General features: G+C 41.9%; 14 protein-coding genes and 1 pseudogene. 7 read left to right on the forward strand and 8 right to left on the reverse strand.

Features of this window, described 5'->3' with window-relative positions:
• The first annotated feature begins 16 nt into the window (after positions 1 to 16).
• Positions 17 to 1,861, forward strand: coding sequence for an arylsulfatase (locus tag ZOBGAL_RS16820; RefSeq protein ID WP_013994906.1), 1,845 nt, complete (start codon positions 17 to 19; stop codon positions 1,859 to 1,861).
• Between the two features lie 193 nt (positions 1,862 to 2,054).
• On the opposite strand, the gene ZOBGAL_RS24075 is transcribed toward ZOBGAL_RS16820, so the two are convergent.
• From ZOBGAL_RS24075 to ZOBGAL_RS23195, 6 genes and pseudogenes are all read right to left on the reverse strand, one after another.
• Positions 2,055 to 2,174: a RagB/SusD family nutrient uptake outer membrane protein gene (locus ZOBGAL_RS24075; protein WP_013994907.1), complete on the reverse strand. Its 120-nt coding sequence runs from the start codon at positions 2,172 to 2,174 to the stop codon at positions 2,055 to 2,057.
• A gap of 27 nt (positions 2,175 to 2,201) precedes the next feature.
• Positions 2,202 to 3,953 carry a RagB/SusD family nutrient uptake outer membrane protein gene (locus ZOBGAL_RS16825; RefSeq protein ID WP_013994908.1) on the reverse strand — a complete coding sequence of 584 codons (1,752 nt, stop codon included), beginning with the start codon at positions 3,951 to 3,953 and terminating at the stop codon, positions 2,202 to 2,204.
• A gap of 10 nt (positions 3,954 to 3,963) precedes the next feature.
• On the reverse strand, positions 3,964 to 7,194 hold the full coding sequence (locus ZOBGAL_RS16830) for a SusC/RagA family TonB-linked outer membrane protein (RefSeq protein WP_013994909.1): 3,231 nt from the start codon (positions 7,192 to 7,194) through the stop codon (positions 3,964 to 3,966).
• A gap of 525 nt (positions 7,195 to 7,719) precedes the next feature.
• Positions 7,720 to 8,127 carry a response regulator gene (locus ZOBGAL_RS16835; protein ID WP_013994911.1) on the reverse strand — a complete coding sequence of 136 codons (408 nt, stop codon included), beginning with the start codon at positions 8,125 to 8,127 and terminating at the stop codon, positions 7,720 to 7,722.
• Positions 8,128 to 8,136: 9 nt separating this feature from the next.
• Positions 8,137 to 10,803, reverse strand: coding sequence for a PAS domain S-box protein (locus ZOBGAL_RS16840; RefSeq protein ID WP_046287567.1), 2,667 nt, complete (start codon positions 10,801 to 10,803; stop codon positions 8,137 to 8,139).
• Between the two features lie 170 nt (positions 10,804 to 10,973).
• Positions 10,974 to 11,144, reverse strand: a pseudogene (locus tag ZOBGAL_RS23195) (helix-turn-helix domain-containing protein); the annotation flags it as partial.
• Between the two features lie 235 nt (positions 11,145 to 11,379).
• Between ZOBGAL_RS23195 and ZOBGAL_RS16845 the strand changes: the two are divergent.
• From ZOBGAL_RS16845 to ZOBGAL_RS16870, 6 genes are all read left to right on the forward strand, one after another.
• The gene (locus ZOBGAL_RS16845) at positions 11,380 to 12,468 is read left to right on the forward strand and encodes a sensor histidine kinase (protein WP_013994915.1); all 1,089 of its coding nucleotides are present in this window, start codon (positions 11,380 to 11,382) and stop codon (positions 12,466 to 12,468) included.
• A 2-nt stretch (positions 12,469 to 12,470) separates the two neighbouring features.
• Positions 12,471 to 13,799 (forward strand): sigma-54-dependent transcriptional regulator, encoded by a 1,329-nt coding sequence (locus tag ZOBGAL_RS16850; RefSeq protein ID WP_013994916.1) that lies wholly within the window; start codon positions 12,471 to 12,473, stop codon positions 13,797 to 13,799.
• Positions 13,800 to 13,992: 193 nt separating this feature from the next.
• Positions 13,993 to 14,427 carry a GreA/GreB family elongation factor gene (locus ZOBGAL_RS16855; RefSeq protein ID WP_123772411.1) on the forward strand — a complete coding sequence of 145 codons (435 nt, stop codon included), beginning with the start codon at positions 13,993 to 13,995 and terminating at the stop codon, positions 14,425 to 14,427.
• Positions 14,428 to 14,461: 34 nt separating this feature from the next.
• Positions 14,462 to 14,824, forward strand: coding sequence for a hypothetical protein (locus ZOBGAL_RS16860; protein ID WP_013994918.1), 363 nt, complete (start codon positions 14,462 to 14,464; stop codon positions 14,822 to 14,824).
• Positions 14,825 to 15,142: 318 nt separating this feature from the next.
• A complete protein-coding gene (locus ZOBGAL_RS16865; protein ID WP_013994919.1) occupies positions 15,143 to 16,435 on the forward strand; it encodes a Glu/Leu/Phe/Val family dehydrogenase in 1,293 nt (430 codons plus the stop codon).
• A gap of 11 nt (positions 16,436 to 16,446) precedes the next feature.
• Positions 16,447 to 16,863, forward strand: coding sequence for a GreA/GreB family elongation factor (locus ZOBGAL_RS16870; protein ID WP_013994920.1), 417 nt, complete (start codon positions 16,447 to 16,449; stop codon positions 16,861 to 16,863).
• A 183-nt stretch (positions 16,864 to 17,046) separates the two neighbouring features.
• On the opposite strand, the gene ZOBGAL_RS16875 is transcribed toward ZOBGAL_RS16870, so the two are convergent.
• Entirely contained in the window at positions 17,047 to 18,198 is a 1,152-nt protein-coding gene (locus ZOBGAL_RS16875) for a lactonase family protein (RefSeq protein WP_013994921.1), read from the reverse strand.
• A gap of 18 nt (positions 18,199 to 18,216) precedes the next feature.
• A complete protein-coding gene (locus tag ZOBGAL_RS16880) occupies positions 18,217 to 20,160 on the reverse strand; it encodes a cellulase N-terminal Ig-like domain-containing protein (RefSeq protein ID WP_013994922.1) in 1,944 nt (647 codons plus the stop codon).
• Positions 20,161 to 20,170 lie beyond the last annotated feature (10 nt).

Raw genomic sequence — 20,170 nt, forward strand, 5'->3', positions numbered from 1 at the left:
TCATAAAAAATAATAAATGGGAATACTAAGTAAAGTATTGTACGCATGGGCCTTAGGTTCTAGCCTTTTGGGTACGATGGCAATGGCACAAACAGATAAAAAGCCAAATGTGATCATAATTTTGACCGATGATCAAGGCTATGGGGATATTGCGGCCCATGGCAACAAGGTTATCAAAACGCCAACAATGGACAAGCTACACGATGAGGGCGTCCGTTTCACGAATTTTCATAGTGGAACGACCTGCGCGCCTAGCCGGTCGGGTTTGTTAACGGGAGTGGACGGTAACCGTGCGGGAGTATGGCATACCATTGGCGGCGCCAGTTTGCTTCGTGAAAAGTTTGTATTGATGCCCCAGATCTTTGAGGAAAACGGATATGCTACCGGAATGTACGGAAAATGGCATTTGGGCGATGCCTATCCGTACCGCCCCGAAGATAGAGGGTTTCAAGAAACCGTAGTACACGGAGGAGGAGGTGTAGGTCAAACCCCCGATTATTGGCAGAACAATTATTTTGATGACACGTATTGGCGAAACGGGGTTCCCGAAAAGTTTGAAGGCTATTGCACCGATATCTTTTTCTCGGAGGCAATGGATTTTATGGAAAGAAAAAAGGACCATCCTTTTTTCCTCTATATCTCATTGAACGCCCCTCACGGCCCATTGAACGTACCCCAGAAGTATTACGATATGTACAAGGGCGAAAAAACCATCAACGATGACCAAAAGGCCTATTATGGTATGATCACAAATATTGACGACAATATCGCCCTTCTAGATAAAAAACTGGAAGCCTTGGGTTTGAAAGACAATACCATTTTGATTTTTATGACGGATAACGGTACCCAGACGGGACATAAAGTGGTTAAGGGAAAAGTTCAAGGTTATAACGCGGGTATGCGTGGGCATAAGGGTTCACAATACGAAGGCGGACATCGTGTCCCTTTCTTTATGCGTTGGAAAGACGGCAAGCTAACAGGGGGTCGCTCGATCGATCAACTGGCTATGAATTTTGATGTGCTTCCTACCTTGATCGACCTATGTGATTTGGGGAAAGTTCCAAATCTAGGTTATGATGGAAAAAGCTTGGCGCCCTTGTTGAACCAAGAAGTGGAGAAGCTTCCGCACCGCTATTGCGTAGTAGACAACAATCGTTTACAGCAACCTGTAAAATGGAGGATGAGTGCTGTTATGGATGACGATTGGAGACTTATAGATGGCAAAGAACTATATCATATTAGGAAAGATCCCGGACAAGAAAAAGACATCGCTTCAAAACATCCTGAAAAGGTAAGGGAGATGCGTGAAGCCTATGAAAAGTGGTGGGACTATACGTCGCGTGATTTTTCGCGTTACGAGGCCTATAAAGTTGGTGTGCCTTCAATTGAAGAAACCACGATTACCGTTCATGACCTGCATAGCTCGGATCCCATAGCGTGGAACCAATCGTATATACGAGATCCCGAATCTGGCAAAAAACCGGCCTTTGCCGATGGGTTTTATATGATAGATGTACAACAGGACGGATATTATGAAATTGAGTTGCGTAGATGGCCCAAGGAATCGAACCTGGCATTCAATGCTACGCCACCACAGTTCGGACAGGCGGAAAAATGGTATAAGGTTTTGCCCCAAGGTGTTTCGTATCCGCTAAAAAGTGCGAGTTTAGATATTGATGCACTGCATCTGGATAGTCCCGTTGACATGAAGTCAACTAACGTAACCTTTAAGGCGTATTTGGTGAAAGGCCGTAAACGTTTAAAAACGAGTTTTATTAGGGAAGACGGTGTTCGTTTTGGAGCGTTTTATGTCTATTTGAGAAAGGTGGGGGCCTTATCCGACCAAAAGGAAACCAAATAGGGACGAGATTGTATTAGGGAATTGTAGTATTTGAAAACGGGGAGCCAATCTATAATAGGAGGTTCCCTGTTTTTATTTTCGGGGTTTTCGGATTCTTGTGCTTTAGGCAAAAAAAAGCCAGGGAACCCTAAGGCTCCCTGGCGACAAACTAACTCAACAAACAACTCAATATGTATCTTTGAAACTCGGCATGTTAATATCCCGTGTTTTGAACCATTGAAGGCGCTTTTTCTATTTCTAACTGTGGTATAGGAAGGTAATATTGTCTTTCGAACCATGGTCGCTCAACAACTGTGTACTCTTCGTTGGTCAAGGTGCCGTCTGCTGCTTTTAGTTTTAATTAATATCCTTCGTTTTGAATAAGTGCCTCAGTTCTATTAATTTCTGATTGCGGTATTGGTAAGTAGTACTGTTTTTTATCAAATGGTCTTGTTTCAATTGTAAATTCTTCAAAAGAAACATTTTCATCAAGATCTTTTGTCCAGCGAATACCTTTTACGTCAAAACCAAGATTATCTTCATTTAACCAACGTCTTTCGTCAAAGAAGTTATGGCCTTCAAAGGCAAGCTCTACCCGTCGCTCTCTTTTTATTGCCTCTAATAGTTCTGGACCACTAGCTGTAATAGCGGGTTGCAAGGCTCTTTCCGATACTCTACTTACATATCTTCTTGCCGTCTCTTCATCTCCAGCTCTAAATGAAGCCTCCGCATAATTTAAATAAATTTCCGCAAGCCTATAAATGATATAGGGTCTTCCTGGGCTGGCTTGTTTTACATCCGTACCTAAGGCCTCATTTTGAAATTTTCGCATTGCATACCCAGTTGTAGAACCATGTCTAAAGTTTCCTAAGGTTTGTTGGTCTTGTGAAAAGGAGTCCAAACCATCTGGGACAATGCTATTATCTACAGAAATAGAATAATCAATAGGTCTTCCTCTAAAAATGGCCCCTTGATAATTGATGTTGGCATAAAAACGCATTTCGCGATTCTCGTACGGGTTTGCAGTATCATAAGAAGGACTGTTGGTAGTGTTACCGTCGTCCATATTATAAATTAAGGTGTGGTTATGCAATGGTGTAGAAAGACTCCATCCATCAAAACCTCTAGGCGATTGCGCATTGTCAGGTTGCGTCGTTACATCGGTGCCGAAGCCAAAAACAGTTCCCCCAAAAGGTCTTGCGAACAAGATATCTTGATTGGCTGATAAAAATAGTTCTTGGTAAGCCTTAGCATTTGGAGTACTTATCAAATCTCGATCCCCTACCAAATCAATGACCGCTTTAGCAGCATCTGCGGCATCTTGCCATTTGTTGGGCTTGTCATAGGTGTACAATTCCAAATTAGATGTTTGCGGAGCCATAGACGGGTCGTGCAAATCACTCGCTGCATATAACAAAGTTCTAGATTTTAAGGCCAATGCAGCCAATCTTGTAGCTCTGCCAAATTCTCCACTTTCTCTAGTTAGCGGCAAAAGTGGAGCGATTTCATCTATTTCACTAACTATAAAATCTACGACCTCTTGATAACTATTACGAGGAATATTAAAGTCATCATCTAGCGTTGTAGCCGAGGTTAATAATGGTACGCCCCCAAAGAACTTTAATAGTTTTGAATACTGATTAGCCCGTAAAAAACGCATCTCTGCCTTTAAGGCTTCTATTTCATCAGGATTATTTATTTGAGCCTCACTACCTTCAACCAATTCTAAAAATACATTGGCTTGTCTTACATAGGTATAAAGGTCTTGCCATTTTTGACCTAACTGTCCTACATTTTGAGAAGACCAACCCTTAAGAACACCAAAGATGTCCAAGGCTTGTGTTGCTGCGTTGAAATTCATTCTAGCTTCAAGGGATGCTATCTCCACATTCATGTAACGTGCCCAAAATTGGCTGCCAGCCCCAAATGATTCCGTACTGTTATAAGTAGTAAGTAATAACTGTTCAACTTGTTCAGGTGTACTCAATACCAAATCACTGGCAAAAGAGTCCCTTACGTCTATATCCAAGCTTTCTTCACAACTGCTAAAGGTCATAAAGAACGCCATCAGCATTGTAATGCTTATTTTTTTTATTGCTTTATTATTTCTCATAATTCTTTTTTTAGAAACTAAAATTAACACCCAAAGTATATGTTTTTAGGGGAGTATATTGTGCTCCTCTAAAATTGTTATACCCTGTAGCTTCAGGGTCAAGGCCCAAGTCCCAGATATCTGAGAAAAAAGTGGCTAGGTTAAACCCTCTGGCAAACAGGCGAACATCAGCAAATTTGATAACATCGCTTTTTAAAGTGTACGAAAGTTCCACTTCTTTAAGGCGTACGAAAGAGGCGTCAAAATAGTAAATGTCAGCAAAACCATCAATTCCGTCTATTTGCCCTCCACTTATAGCATCTCCTTGCGCGAACGCTCTTGGGTAGATTGAGTTTGTATTGTTTGGCGTCCATCTTTCATTGAATACAAATTCTGGTTTTGCGCCTGATTGATCAAAGAATACCAACGTTTCTGCTTCAGCTTGCCCTTGAAACAAGAAATTGAAACCAAAAGATTTGTAATTGAAGCCCCCATATATACCGTATTGTACTTGTGGAATGTTTGAAGTTGATGTTCTGATAAAATCATTTCCATCAACTACACCATCATCATTTACGTCTACGTAAATTGGTTCTCCCGGTACAGTGCCCTCTCTTTTAATAGGAGTAGCATCAACCTGGGCTTGGTCTTTAAAGATTCCATTGGTCGGGAAAACATTATTATAGGAGTCTATTGGTTTTCCAGCTTGCTTTTGGGAATCTAGAATATTTTCTCCCTCAGGTAATGAAACTACTTCGTTACGAGCATTTGTAAAATTCATTCCTAAATTATAAGAGAAGTTATCGTTTACTTGATCATTCCAAGCCAATTCAAATTCGTAACCCCAGCTTCTGGTCTCACCTATGTTTTCAGCCGGAATTTGACTATTCTGTAATCCTATAAACCCAGGAATGGCCCCTGATCTATTCACTAAAATATCAGATCTATCTTGTTCGTAGTAGTTGAGATCACCTGATAATTTACTATCAAACAAGGTAAAGTTCAAACCAATGTTCCATAGCTTAGCCGTCTCCCAAGTAACATCAGGATTTGCTAGCCTAGCAAGATTATAGGTATTGGAAAAATTTTCACCATTTTCTCCCAATACATAATAATTTGGAAATCTTGTGCCTAATGGATTATTTGTGTTGTCCGTATTTGTTCCAAGATCAAACAAGGAAAGAAATTGGTTGGGACCAATACGATCGTTACCCATTTTTGCCAAAGAAGCTCTAAGTTTTAAACCGTCGATCCAACTAACATTCTCTAAAAAACTCTCTTTGTCTATTGCCCAAGAGGCAGCAACGCTCGGGAATGTCCCATAACGATTACCTTCTCCAAATCTACTGGATCCATCATATCGCATTGTAAAGTCGATAAAATATTTTTTCTTAAGATCATACGATAGCGATCCAAAGAAATCTTGTCTTTTAAACTCAGAACTAGTTCCGCCCGAAGACTGCCTATCATCATTATTACCTTGAAATAATTCTCCTCTTCTAGCATCAGGAAATCCACCAACTTTAGTAGCAAAGAAATCATTTGAAGCATTATTCAGCCTTTCCATTCCCACGAAGGTGCTTATGGAGTGGTCACCAAACTTGTTATCGTAATGTAAACGTGCATTATAGATTTGTTCATCAAATTTATCAAATCTCTCGGTCAAGATACGTTCTGTTCCTTGCTGATTAGATCCAATTCTTGGCTCAAAAGTTCCGTCATCCGATTGTGCATAAAATGTCCAAGGAGAATACCAAGTCTTTCTATTGGTCTCTATTTTTCTAAACCCTGTAAATCCTTTTATGCTTAAACCTTTTATCAATTTGTCTAGATTCCAATCTACCGTAAAACGTCCTGTTATGGTATTTGTAAAGATATCATCGAACCCAGAGGCATTACTAGAGGTTAAAATAGGATTTCCTTCATCGCCTCCTCGTGCAGGAAGACCATTGGGGTATCTTGCAATTTCATTTGGCGGTAAACCAAAAATTAGTTTATAAATATTATTGGCATTAACACCTGGCGCAGTCCTTTTACCAAAACGTGTAGCTAAATCCACTCCTAATTTAAAGTTATCGGTTAAATTGACATCAATATTAGAACGAAGTTGGTATTGCTTAAAACCTAAAGAACCTGATTTGTATAAACCTTTTTGTTCTATAAAATCACCACTTACGAAATACTTTGCTTTTTCGGCACCTCCAGAAACAGAAAGAGATGTTCTAGATTCAGGAGAAGTCTTTGCCAATACCTCATCGGCCCAATCAGTATTTGGAAAACCAGCAATATCCTCAGGTGTAAATACAGGATCTGCATCAGCACCATTAACTCTTGCATTTATTTCATTTTCGTAGGTTGCAAACTGGTTTACATTCATCAATTCTGGCCGCTTGGTAAAAGATGAAACGTTGTAAGCATGAGAGAAATTGATTTTCGGCTTGCCTGATTTACCTCTTTTTGTGGTTACCAAAATTACCCCGTTGGCTGCCCTAGAACCATAAATTGCAGCAGCGCCATCTTTAAGTACTGTAAGTGATGCAATATCTTGTGGAGCCAATTGAGAGAATGATCCTGAGGGAACACCGTCTATAAGAATTAAAGGACTGTTGTTACCAAGGGTAGACTTACCTCTAATCAAGATTGTTGTGGCATCATCATCTGTATTACCACCACCGCCATTACCTGCACCTGGTACACCACCACGGTCACTAATGATTAACCCAGAAGCCCTACCAGCTAAAGATTTAGCTACATCTTTACTTGATGATTGCTCAATTGCCTTGTTGTCAATAGTACTTACCGATCCCGTTACCTCTCCTTTTTTCTTGGTTGAATACCCCAATACAACCACCTCTTCAAGTTTGGCCGCATCTTCTTCTAGTGTAACGTTAATTTCAGTTTGGCTGCCTACTTGTACCTCTTTTGTAGAATAACCGATATATGAAAATACCAGCACCTTCTGATCGTCGTCTACTTCAATACTGTAATTTCCATCAAAATCTGTAGAAGTACCTTTAGTACTTCCTTTAATGAGGATAGTTACACCAGCCAATGGGCCCATGGCATCCGAAACGGTACCGGTTACGGTTCGTTGGATTGGATTGGTGGTGTGGTCATTTTCCAATGACGGCTCCGTACTACCGGAAATCGCGTGTGATTGGATTGGAATCGTTACTGTTAAGATCATTACGAACTTAAGAACGATTAATCTCTTGATGGAGTTGCTTGGGCAGCCCGCATCAGTAAACCATTTGATTTTCATAAATTTGAATTAGTTAGAGTTAAACATGCCCCAGGATCAATGGGGTAATACTTTACATCATGCTTGGCATGAAATTCTAAAGGGGAATGTTGGTGCATTCTCCTTTTTTGGTCGGTTACATCTTGTGTTTTTTCACTTAGGGTTCAATATTTTAATGCGTTAGGTCGAAATATGAATTTGATAATATGCAATTGAATTTTACAAAAGAAGCATAAAAAAAGAGGGGAGTATTTGCGAAATTTAACTAGCGGTAACACTATTTTACCATTTTTCAGGTTTAATGGCGGTAATAGTGTTAAAAATTCAGTTTATGAAGGGCGAAGGAAGCCTCAACCGCAAGGTGGGCTTTTTTGAAGGGAAGTATTTCTTCGTGCTTACAGGTTGAATTGAAAAGGGTACTCCTATAAACAAAGAAAGCTAACCAGAAAGGCTTGGTGACTTTCTAGTTAACTTTATTATAAGTTTTATAAAACGATATTGTCTGAATACAGTCCCGAATAGACTAATAGCTTAATAGGCTTAAGACTAGCTGGCTTTCAGCTGGGTAAATACGAGTTCGAGCTGTTCGGTTTTTATGGGTTTTACAAAATAGTCGCAAATTTCATTTGCCCTTTTTGCCCTGTCGATATCAATGGGATCCAAAGAAGAAGAAATCATATAGATGCTTATTTTCTTTTTGAGTTGATACCTGATCTTATCGAATTCCTTTAAAAACTGAAATCCGTCCATAACCGGCATATCGATGTCGAGAAAAATAACATCGGGTAATTCGGTGTCGCTATCAAGGTGGTCGGTTATATAATTGAGGGCCTCTTCTCCATCCTCAAAGTCCATGGTACTTGCGTCTAAACGCATATTTTCCATTTTTTTTACAACAGTATATCGATAGATATAATCGTCATCGATGATACAGATTTTCGGGGTTTTACTCATGTGTTATGCTCAATTAAAATTTATTATGAACGTAGTTCCGACGTTGACTTGACTGCTAGCGGTAATAGTTCCCCCCATAGCCTCTACCTGCGATTTGGTCAAGAATAGTCCCACACCTTTGGCTTCAGGATGCCTATGGAATACTTTGTTAAGTCCGAACAGTTTATTGCCGTGCTTTTCGAGGTCAATACCCAGGCCGTTGTCTTTGAACTGCAGCATTATTTTACCATCTACCATCATTGATTTTATCTCTAATTCAAGTATACGTTCTTCGCTTCTGTATTTTATGGCATTGCTTATTAAATTCAAGAATATGCTTTTTATATATATGGTATGGTAACGTATGGTCTGACATTCCGAAAAATCAGCGGTAATTCGGGCTCCCGATTTTAATATTTCACCGGCTAAAATTTCTTCGGTTCGGTGAAGCACCTGTTTAAACTTAATTTCGGCAATATCGTCTTCATTATGTTCACTTTTGATTTTTAACGTTTCAACTAGAGTATTTAGTGTTGAGGTAAGGTGATTTATTACCGTTTCGAATTTGTCGAATAAACTTTCACGAAGGGTTTTGCTATCGGTAGTTTTGTAAATGTCTAGTAATGAGTTCAGATTGCTTACCGGGGCACGAAGGTTATGTGAGGTGATATGGGTGAAGTCGGCCAGTTGTTGGTTTTTGTCCGTTAATGTTTTGGCGAGTATTTCAAGGTTTTCCTTTGCTTTAAGAATTTTTCTTTGTGCTGCCTTTTGTTTGGTAATATCACGAACGGCCAATGAAACCAAGGTGCCTTCCTCGGTTTGTAATGGGGCCATATTTATTTGAACCGGTATTTTTTGACCTGTTTTTCGAATGCCGAAAAGCGGTTCGGTTATACCCAATTGCTTCACTTTTGAACCGTTGAAGAATGAACTTATATTTTTCTTGCTGATAGGTAAGACCTCTTGGGGTATGATTTTGGAAACGGGCTGGTTCAACAATTCTTCTGAGGTAAACTGAAATAGGTGTTCGGTTTGCTTGTTGGTGAGTTGGATATAACCAGAGCTGTTAATGATGACCATGGCATCTGGCGCCGATTCTAAAAGTCCCTTAAATTTCTTTTCGGCCATTTTGAGTTCGGTGACATCTTGGGCCGTACCGATCAGTTCTACAACTTCACCTTTCTTATCGAGAATTACCTCGCCAATATTATTTATGATCTTTATATTGCCCTTAGCCGAAATGATACGATGTGTATAGCTTTGAAATACTTTGCTTTTTAGACTTTCTTTATTATGCATAATTATCACCTCACGGTCATCGGGGTGTATATAGCTCAGAAAATCTTCGAATGTAAGCATAGTAGTGCTATTATCGATTTCAAGTATTCGCAAAAGGTTTTTTGAGTGAAAGGTCTCATTGGTATACGGGCGATAACGCCAATGACTTATTTTTGTAAGTTGTTCGGCATAATTCAAACGCTCGTTTTTAATGACCAGTCTGCGTTCTATTTCCTTTAATCTTGATATGTCCGTAGCCACTACGGTAAAACCGATATTTATTCCTTCTTCGTTTCTTAGGTTGGATACCGTGGCCTGAACGGGTACACTTGTACCATCTTTTCGGATATAGTTCCATTCCCTTGTATCACTGAGGTCTTCATAGGTGATATCGGAATAGTGGTTAAAATTTACGGGCGATTTGCCGATCAGGGTGGCTACATCATACTTGAACTTTTTTACTTCTTCTAAAGGCAGGAAATCGGCAGGTGTTTTTTTTCCGATCATTTCTTCGGCCGAATAGCCTAAAAGCTTTTCGGCCCCTTTGTTAAAATGGTCGATAAAGCCCGATTCGCTCGTAGAGAAAATTACGTTGTGGTTCGAATTGAAAATAGATCTCAACTGGGCATGGGCCTTATTCAGTTCCAATTTTGAAAATGTAACATCACTGATATCTTGAACAAGACCGACCACATTTTTTAAATTGCCGTCTACGATTTCGGGTTTTCCGATGACACGGACCCATCGGCGATTGCCCTTGGCGGTAATAAGTTCAAAGTTAAGGTCAAATGGCTTCCCATTTTCTATGACATCTTGAATGAGGCTTTTGATTTTGGGCCGGCTGTACTTTTCTTCAAAGAAATTTACGGCTTCCTCAAGGTTAGGGGAGTAGTCTTCGGCAACCTCATGTATTTCACGGGTTATTTTACTCCAGTATACTTTGTTATCGGTTAAATCGATTTCCCAAGTGCCCAATCGGGCCACTTCCTTTGTTTGGGCGAAAATATCCTCCGTCCGTTCTTTTTTGAGTTCATTTTCCTTGTGTGGGGTAATGTCTATGGTATTGATAAAAAGCCCCCCGATCTCTCCTTCAGAAATGAACCAGGGGAAAATCTCCCAATGGAGCCATTTTACCACCCCGTTTTTATCCATAAAACCGGCCTCATCGGTCGTGTTTATCGCCTCGGTAAGACATTGTTGGTGGATTTCTTTTGAGCTTTCACTTATTTTAGGGAATAAGTCATAGTAGCTACGCCCCACTATTTCTACCCCTTGTAGTTTATATTCTTTTATCCAACGCTGTGATGCGGCAATACAATGCATATTCTTATCGAGCATTACAATAGTAGTGGGCGCCTGTTCGATGAATATTTTATGGTATGGTATTTTTGATTCCGCTTTTTCGGTCGATTTCTCCAAGTTGGCTGGGTTTATAAGAATATACCTTCAAGATAGTTATAATTTACTGATGAGGGCTTTGGCTTTTTGTTTTTTTGTCTGTAAATGATGAAAATGGTCCAAAAGTGCCCTAAAGGCATGTAAATATTCCATAAATCCTTTGATTTTAAGCTTTTGAGAGAGTTTTTGACTTATTTCAGTTGATAGCCTTCTTTGTAAGTTGTAGGGGTATGGTGGGTAGCGGCCTTAAACTGTCGCTTAAAGTTGGACAAGGTTCTAAACCCATTTTGGTAACAGGCTTGTAAAGCGGTCATTTTTTTATCGATAAGTAATTTACAGGTATGGCCGATCCGTATTTCGTTTACGAACCCATGAAGGTTTTATTGGCCTGGTATCTTGGCCCATGAGTCGGCCCTAAAGGGAGGCGGGCTTATACAACTACCCGATTTTACGTTTGACAAATAGGCTGTACCGACCCATTGGTTATTTTTTTAGGTTGAGACCGCCCCCATTTTGTACGGTCTCAACTTTTTTTGTTTATACTTCGACGAAGTCTACTATAAATGTGATCTTTGTAGTTAGAAGTATTTCTGAAGTATGGCTACGATCAAACATAAGTTAAAAGAACGCATCAAGGAGTTGACCTGTCTCTACGAGGTAACTTCCATAATTGTAAATTCAGATTTTGACCAGCTTGAAACCTCATTGGAGGCTATTGTACATTCGCTCAAAAAGGCTTTACAGTTCAACAATGTGGCAGAGGCCTACCTGAATTTGGAAGACTACTCGGTCCAGACCGAAGGTTTTCATTCCAAGATGACTATTATGCACGCCGACATCAAGGTGTTCAACAAGGTGAGTGGGGTAATAGAAGTCGGTTATCCGGAGGACCGGTATTTTTATGTGGACTTTCTTGAGGAAGAAAAAGACCTGCTTAACAATGTAGCCATAGCCATAGGAAGCCTACTTGAACGAAAACAGATCAGGGATAGCGAGGCGAAGGTCAAACGCCAAATGGAACGTGCCGATAGGTTGCACATATTGGGCGAAATTACGGCCGGTATCGCACATGAGCTCAATACTCCCTTGGCAAATATTTTAGGCTTTACCGAATTGCTCAAAGAGCGGGTAAAAGATAAAGGGGCCTTGAGGGATCTTGATAAAATTGTTGAAAATGCCATCTACAGTAGGGAGATAGTCAAGAAACTGATGTTCTTTGCCTGCGAAATGCCGCAAGAGATGAAAATGGTGGAGCTGAACCCCATTGTAGAAAGCACCCTAAAATTGTTGACCCCCTCGTTACGGGCCAAGAACATTCGCCTGACCAAAAAGATCAGTTCAAAGTCCATTCAACTACGCGCCGATAAGGTACAGCTTACCCAGGTACTCTTTAACTTAGTGATGAACGCTATCTATTACTCACCCGTTAAAGGAGAGGTCGTTGTATCGGTCGAGGAAAAAGAAAAGACAATTCAAATCGGTATTTCGGATCAGGGAGAGGGCATAGGGGCACAGATAGAAGATAAGATCTTTGAACCTTTCTTTACCACAAAGCCCTTGGGCGAGGGCTCTGGTTTGGGCCTAAGTGTGGTACACGGTATTATCAGTAGCCATAGAGGTACCATTGAACACAGGCCGAACAAACCCAAAGGAACGATTTTCATTCTAGATTTTCCTAAATTGTAGATATGCTTCAAAAAGAGAATATTTTATTGGTCGATGACGACATCAATATCCTGGAGTTATTACAGCGTCATCTTCAGTCGATGAACTATCACACCTACAAGGCGGTTTCGGTCAAGGAAGCCCTACATGTGATGAAAGATACGTTCATAGACCTTCTTATCACCGACATTCAAATGCCCGAGATAGACGGCTTGCAATTGTTGAAGTTCGCAGATGAGCATTATCCTGAATTGCCAAAGTTGGTGATTACGGGCTATCCTTCGGTAGATGGGGCCTTAGAGGTGATTAAGTCGGGAGCCATCGATTATTTGACCAAGCCGTTTACCAAGGAAGAGCTGCGTCAGGCGGTAGAAAAAGCATTCGAGCACGGTGAAAGCCGTAAGACGAAAACGATCAATAAGGGCGGTACGCAGAAGTTCGTAAATATAAATAATGAAATGATCGGTGAGTCTGAGGCATTTCAGAAGATTACCGATGTAATCGAGAGGGTCAAAGATAATAAGGCTACGGTTTTGGTAAAGGGGGAAAGTGGTACCGGAAAAGAACTTGTAGCCCGGGCCATTCATTATTCGGGCAAGTTTTCCCGCTCTCCTTTTGTGGCTGTCAATTGCGGGGCCATACCCGAAAATTTATTGGAGGCCGAACTTTTTGGTTACGTAAAAGGGGCCTTTACGGGAGCTAATGACAATAGGGACGGTTTCTTTCAGGCCGCACAGGGCGGCACCTTGTTTCTAGATGAAATAGGAACGGCACCCTTGAGCGTACAGACCAAATTGTTGCGGGTACTTCAAGAGAAAGAGCTGACCAAGGTGGGTTCTAGAAAAACGGAAGCAGTGGATATTCGTGTGATTGCGGCCACAAATTCCGATTTACAACAAGACATTAAGGACCATAAATTTCGAGAAGACCTATATTACCGTTTAACGGTGGTAGAAATAGAAGTACCGCCATTACGGGAGCGGAAGTCCGATATCCCCCTTTTGGTCGATAAGTTTTTAAGAAAGTACGGGGTAGAGTACAAAGACCGTTTGCTAAAGATGACCCCAGACGCCTTGGAGGTATTGAAACGCTACGATTGGCCCGGGAACATCAGGGAGTTGGAAAACGTAATCCAGCGCGCCGTTATCATGTCTAACGGGGTTATAACGGTCAAGGAGCTTCCTGATACGCTAAAGTTTAAAATCGATTTTCCACAGACCTCCTTTCCTTCCTTAAAACAAATGGAAAAGGAATATATACAGCGTGTACTGCTACATACACAGGGCAATAAGACCAAGGCGGCCGAAATTCTTCAAATAGACCGTAAGACCTTACGTGAAAAGCTCAAGTAAAGACATGGGGAGTTTTTCTCCTAATGGGTAAATTCTCCTCGGTTCGTTTATCTCCATTTTAAAAATAATTAACTGTTTGTGGTTGATTGTCAATCATTTGTATTTGTTTTTGGCTTTGGCCTACGTATGGGTATGGCTTTTGCTCAAGTCTTGGCACAACAAATTTGAGCGGACACTTAAAAAACAAATACATATGAAGTACGGTAGTTTGGTGTTCGTCAAGAACGATTTTAAAGAGGTTAAAAAATGCCTTGAACGAAATAAGTATATAGAGGATTACAGCCATAAGGATGTGCTCGAGGTTTTTCAAGGGAATTTAGCGACCGCCTTGGTGGTCGAGGCCGATGATATGCCACAAGATGTGGTACGGTTGAATTCCATGGTTACGGTGAGCAGTATATTCGGATGGGAGAAAGCATTTCAGGTGGTCCGGCCCAAGGATGCATGCATTGAAAACGAAAGATTTTCCCTGTGCAGTAAGATTGGGGCTTCCGTTTTGGGGCTTTCCGAAGACGATGTTTTTAAATATGGTTCCCCTGCAGATAGTATTTCGTTAAAAATTGTAAAGGTAGATCACTATCACGATGAGTTGAAAGGGGCTATGGAAATAGAAAATCTACCGGTTTAAAAAGTAGAACTATTAATCTTAAAAGGAGTAAAGGATGATTAAATATTTGGTAGTGTTTTTCTTTTCGGCGAATCTGTTGCATGCACAGGGGGATACCCATAAGAAAGGAGAGCAGGTAAAGGTAGGCGATGTACTTGAAATAGGAGTGCCTACTAGTCAGAAATACAGGCATATAGAATTACCTAGGGCCAATTTCATTATAAAAAGGGGAGGTTTGGCCAATTATAAGTCTTTAAAAGGAAACAAGGTAGTGGTAACGTCTATTGAAGAAGGAAAAGACGGCGCTACCGAGATAAAAATAAAGCGCAAAGATGGCGGTCGTTTTTTCGGGAGCCATACGCTCATCTCCGCAGATATCGACGATGCATTGGCATCGGGCGAGTTGCTTACAAATTAGTTTTGATAGTTGGTTATGAAAATCTGCCCGGTTGTCCGCGCCTTATGGCTTACCCTGTAAGGTTATCGGGCAGGTTTCATTAGTTGTTAATCTAAAAAAACTAGCATCGTATGAACTTATATACCAGAAGTATTTGCAATACGTGTCAACATGTAAATAGTTGCGTAGTTACATCCAACAAACATTTTATCCGTTCGTGTAGTGAATATATGCATGTACACGACCAAACTAAAGCGGATAACGGTCATCTCAAACCGAAAACGCAACGTCACAAGAGAAATCGCAAGGCCGAAGAGGTCTTATTTTAAGTATACAAATATGATAGTTAAAACACCCGAGCAAAAAAAAGCCTTAAAGCAAGGCATGCTCGCAAACGTGATGCGACAGTTCGATAATGCTGCCGACATCATTGATCTTAACCCAAATATCAGAAAGATATTAGAGGTGACCAACAACGAACTCGTCGTTCATTTTCCGGTACGTATGGATGATGGGGAGGTTGAAATCTTTACGGGGTACAGGGTGCAGCACAACAATTCGTTGGGTCCTTATAAAGGGGGACTTCGCTATCACCCTACGGTAGATATCGATGCAGCGCGTGCCTTGGCTATGTGGATGACCTGGAAAACTTCATTGGCAGGTTTGCCGTACGGCGGTGCCAAGGGAGGAATTCAGTTGGATCCTACCAAATACTCGAATGACGAGTTACAGCGCATCACGCGCAGGTTTACGTATGCCTTGGGCGATAATATAGGTCCAGAGCTCGATATACCCGCTCCCGATGTGAATACCAATCCCCAGACCATGGCGTGGATTTTAGATACGTACATGTCGACAAAATCGCCGGCAGAGCGGTCTACCAATATGCATGTGGTTACCGGTAAGCCAATTGGGGCAGGAGGTTCGCAAGGGCGTGACCGGGCTACGGGCTACGGCGTGTTCCTAAATATCAAATTTTGGGCGGAGCACAAGAACATAGACCTGAAAGACAAACGGTTTATTGTTCAAGGCTTCGGTAATGTAGGGTATTGGGCAGCGCATTTTCTAGAAAAGGAAGGCGCTTCAATGATCGCCGTTCAAGATGCCTATGGCAGTATTGTAAACGAAGAGGGTATTCCTGTAGAAGACCTCTTGGCGTACACTAAGGCCAATAAGGGCAGTATCATGGGCTTTGCAAAGGCTGAAACCCTAGATAATGCCGCGTTCTTCGGATTGGATTGCGATATCTGTATCCCTGCCGCACTGGGCAACCAGATTACGGAGGCCAATGCATCTTCGGTCAAAGCTTATTTGATTGCCGAGGGAGCCAATGGCCCGACCGATGTTGCCGCTGAAGAGATCCTATTGAAAAAAGGAGTGGCTATTTTACCGGATATCCTTTGTAATTCAGGAGGGGTTATCGGAAGTTATTTTGAATGGCTTCAAAACCGTAACGGTGAGATTTGGCAATTGGACGAAGTTCTTCAAAAGCTAGAGAAAAAGCTTAGGGAGTCTTTTGTCAAGGTAGTAGAAACTTCCGAAAACCGGAAGATAGATATGCGTACTGCGGCTTTCATCATAGCCATAGAACGCTTAGAAGAAGCTTATGTTCAACGAGGTATTTTTCCATAAATAATAGAATCATGAAGTATGGTGGCTTAGTAATAGAGAAGAAAGAGTATGTGCTGTTGAAAAGGTTCATGAACCTGACGGGCTATTATAAAGACAAGACGCTTCGCAAATCGGTCGAGAAGTTAGTAGGCGAATTAGAGTCTGCCCAAATTCGGGACGAAGCCGAGATGCCGGAAGATGTTATTCGTTTTAATTCGACCGTTAGCATTGTATCTGAAACGGGATGGCGCAAAAAGTTCAAACTGGTAGTGCCCACCGAGAGCGATGTGAACAGTAATAAAATTTCAATTTTGACCCCCATGGGTGCGGCCGTGATCGGTTATGCCCAAGGTGATACTTTAGTATGGGACTTTCCTGCCGGAGAGCAGCGAATGGTCATAGAAGAAGTAGATCAAGAACATAAGTATATCAATTTAGATATAATTTAGAAAGCACGGATAGTTAGTTTTACTCGATAATCGAGATTAAATGCCCCGAGACTTGCCTCGAAATCAAGGTGTATTCCTTTTGATGCCTCGCGGGCTTGCTTCGAAGTAGTTTGCTCTCTCCTTTTGGCGACACGTAAATCCATGGCAATTTTTTTACATTTATCAGCCAAGAGGGGAGAATAACTATCTGAATTTAAGGCATACCGGTTGAGGTAGGCCTATTTTTTTACCCGTAAATGACAGTAATCCCGAGGCTTTGTCCCGTTTAAATACGGCAATGTCGTCGGTTTTTCTATTGGCGACGAGCAGAAAATTATTGTCAGGCGACAAAGTAAAATTACGAGGCCAATCCCCTTGAACGGGCTCGGTGCCCAAAGAGGTCATATGCCCATCGTCCGATACCGAAAAAATAGCAATACTGTTATGCCCGCGGTTACTGGCATATAAAAACTTTCCGTCATCGCTCAAATGGATATCGGCACAGGCATTCGGACCGTCATATCCTAAGGGAAGTGTGCTCTTTTTGTCAATGGCCGTAAAAGTACCGGTCTTGGTATCCATTTCTACCGAAATTACCGAACTGAAGAGCTCATTGATGATAAAGGCCCTATTTTCCGTTGGGTGAAATATCAAATGGCGCGGTCCGTCACCGGGTTCTAACTGTAAGGCCACATGTGCTTTTTCCAGTGAACCGTCATTGGAGACCGGATAGGCCAAAATTTGGTCCGTACCAAGGTCTACCGCATAGAGAAAATCGCCCGATTTGCTGAATTTTACACAATGCGCATGGGCCGATTTTTGATTGGGATGTGGGCCGTTGCCTTTGTGTTGTCGGGCTACGGGCTTTCCGGTTATTTCCCCGTTTTCGTCAACGGCATACATAACAATGCTTCCCGAGCCGTAGTTGGCGGCAGCTAGAAGGTCTTCACCTGGACTCAATTCAATATAGCAGGCCCCATCACCTTCACTCGGTAAATTGGAGATTTTTTCCAACTGGCTTCCGTCTTCGTTCCATACAAAGGCTGAAACGCTCCCAGGCTTTGTCCCGTTGGAAGAGTATACCCTTTTGTCGTCCTTTGACAGGTAGAGGTAACCGGCCCTTCCTTCCTTGGCCACATGCTTTGGGTTGGATAGTTCACCTGTTAAGGTGTTGAAATCCAGTTGGTATATGCCCGCATCATCCCCTTCGGCATGCGTGCCGACCAACAATTTTATACTTGGCTCAAGAACTTCTTGTTTCACCTCTCCCATGGTCATTTTTTCAGATTTATTCTTGCAGGATACCACTGCAATTACGAGGATAAAAAAAACTGAATAATCTAAAAAATGTTTCATGTTAAAAGAGGTGTTGGTTTAGTTTTTCACGTCTAGCCTGACCGATTTGTCAAGGCCTAGATAGCCGTAAGATAAAACTAAAAAGCTTACCGACGAATTTTTCGGTATTTTGAAGCTACCAACAAAGGTTCCGGTATTGGCTCCGCTTTCCTTCAAATTGATTTTTTTAGTTTCTTCCCCATGCTTTAACAACACCCATCCTTGGTCAATAGCATTTCGGTCAAGGTTTAGGGCCGCCTTCAATTGAATGGTAATGTTTTGGCCTGGTTTTACACTTGATATTTCCTCTTTGTGTTTCGCATCAAAAACTTTGAGACTATGGCTTCCTAGGGTAGAGAAGGTCACTGTGGCCTGCCACCCTCGATTGGAGATACCCCAACCTTCCGTCGCGTAGGCATTTTTTCCGAAAATGCGACCTTCGTTTTTCCCTTCAATAGCTTCGAGTTTTTCGGCAATGGGAAATTGTCCGTCTAAGGGCGAGCCGTCTAGGGTGCCCCTGACCTTACCGAGTTCGCCGTAGCCATGTGGATGCGACTGTGGCCATCCTTTTTCGACTCCCGGCCAATAGCCCCCGATTTTTACGCGATCCTCACTTTTGTTGCTAAGATGGGTTCCTACGGGATTCACACCGAAAACAAAATCGGTTTGCGCCCAGCCCAAGGCACGAAGATCAGGGTCGTTCAGTAAATGTGCCACGGCGAACATGGAGCCTCCTAAGGCCGGAGCCCCGCCCAATTCCTTGGTTTTGGGGTGGGCCCATTCGGTTTCGCTATGTTTGCGGTATTTCCAGAAGTTATTGCTCTTTTGTTTCATATGAAGTGCCCAGGCTTCCAGCTTTTCTTTTGTGCCTTCAGGGGCCTTGTCGGGTGCCAATAATAAAAAGAACGACAGGGCCTGTGGCGTTATATGTTCGGCATTTCTTATCCACCACATATGACGGGGGTTATTAAAGTCCCAATTGCTAATGATATCGGAAGCGCCTGATTGCGCCCATTTCAAAAACTTTTCGGGATTACCGTCTTTTTCATGTCTTTCGCATTCGTACATGAAGAGGTTACGAAAGACCGATTGCCCGTAGGCATTGCCCATTTCATTAAATTCCTGAAAGCCTTTATCGACCCATTTTGTACTGTACGTCCAAAATCGAACAACCTTATGACGGTCATAAGCTTCCCAATGGTCTAAACAGGCTTTTCGATATTTTTGATAGGTTTCTTCGGGCAAGTATGGTTTTAAGAAGGAATGATAGGCGGCACAAACGGCAGCCAGTTGGTCTAAGGTATTCCAATAATCGTATGTCATTCTCGGCTGTCCTTGATAGCCCAAGGTGCCGTGACGGGTTTTTACGGGGCCATTATAGTCAATGTATTTATAGGCGAATTCGGCGTGCCAAAGAATAAGGTCGATAAGATCGGCCACTTTTTTGTCGCCCAGTTCGGTTTTCCAATTGTCGAAGAGGGCCGGGTTGCTGGCATATTGTAAGACTTCGAAGACGGCTTCGAGTCCGTATGCCCCGACGTCACGAGTGGGCCCGCCCCCATAGACCGAAGCCATATCATAGGTTTCCAAATCGGCAAACCCCCTGGCATCGACAAAAAAGTCATAGGCCAATTTTGAAGATGCGGTTTCCAAAAGGTGGTCGGCTACGGAAAATGGAACCGAATTTCCATGGCCCTCAACCTTGATGATATATTCATCGTTTGAGCCTGTGGGGTTAAACCCTGAAAACCATCCTTCATTATTCAGGATTTTACCTTCAAATACCGTTTTTGACGTACGGGTATTTATAATCTGAAAAGGAGTGTCGTCTTCGGCGCCATAGCAGACAAAGCGTTTAGATTCGCCCATATTATAGCCCAATTGGTTAACGTAGGGTTCGAATTTTTTTGGGTCAGGTGTTGATTCTTGCGCAGAACCATAGGCTGAAGCGCATAACAAGGCGGCCAGTAGTATTTTTTTCATCGTCTATTTT

It is taken from the genome of Zobellia galactanivorans (genome assembly GCF_000973105.1).
Classification (GTDB): Bacteria; Bacteroidota; Bacteroidia; order Flavobacteriales; family Flavobacteriaceae; genus Zobellia; species Zobellia galactanivorans.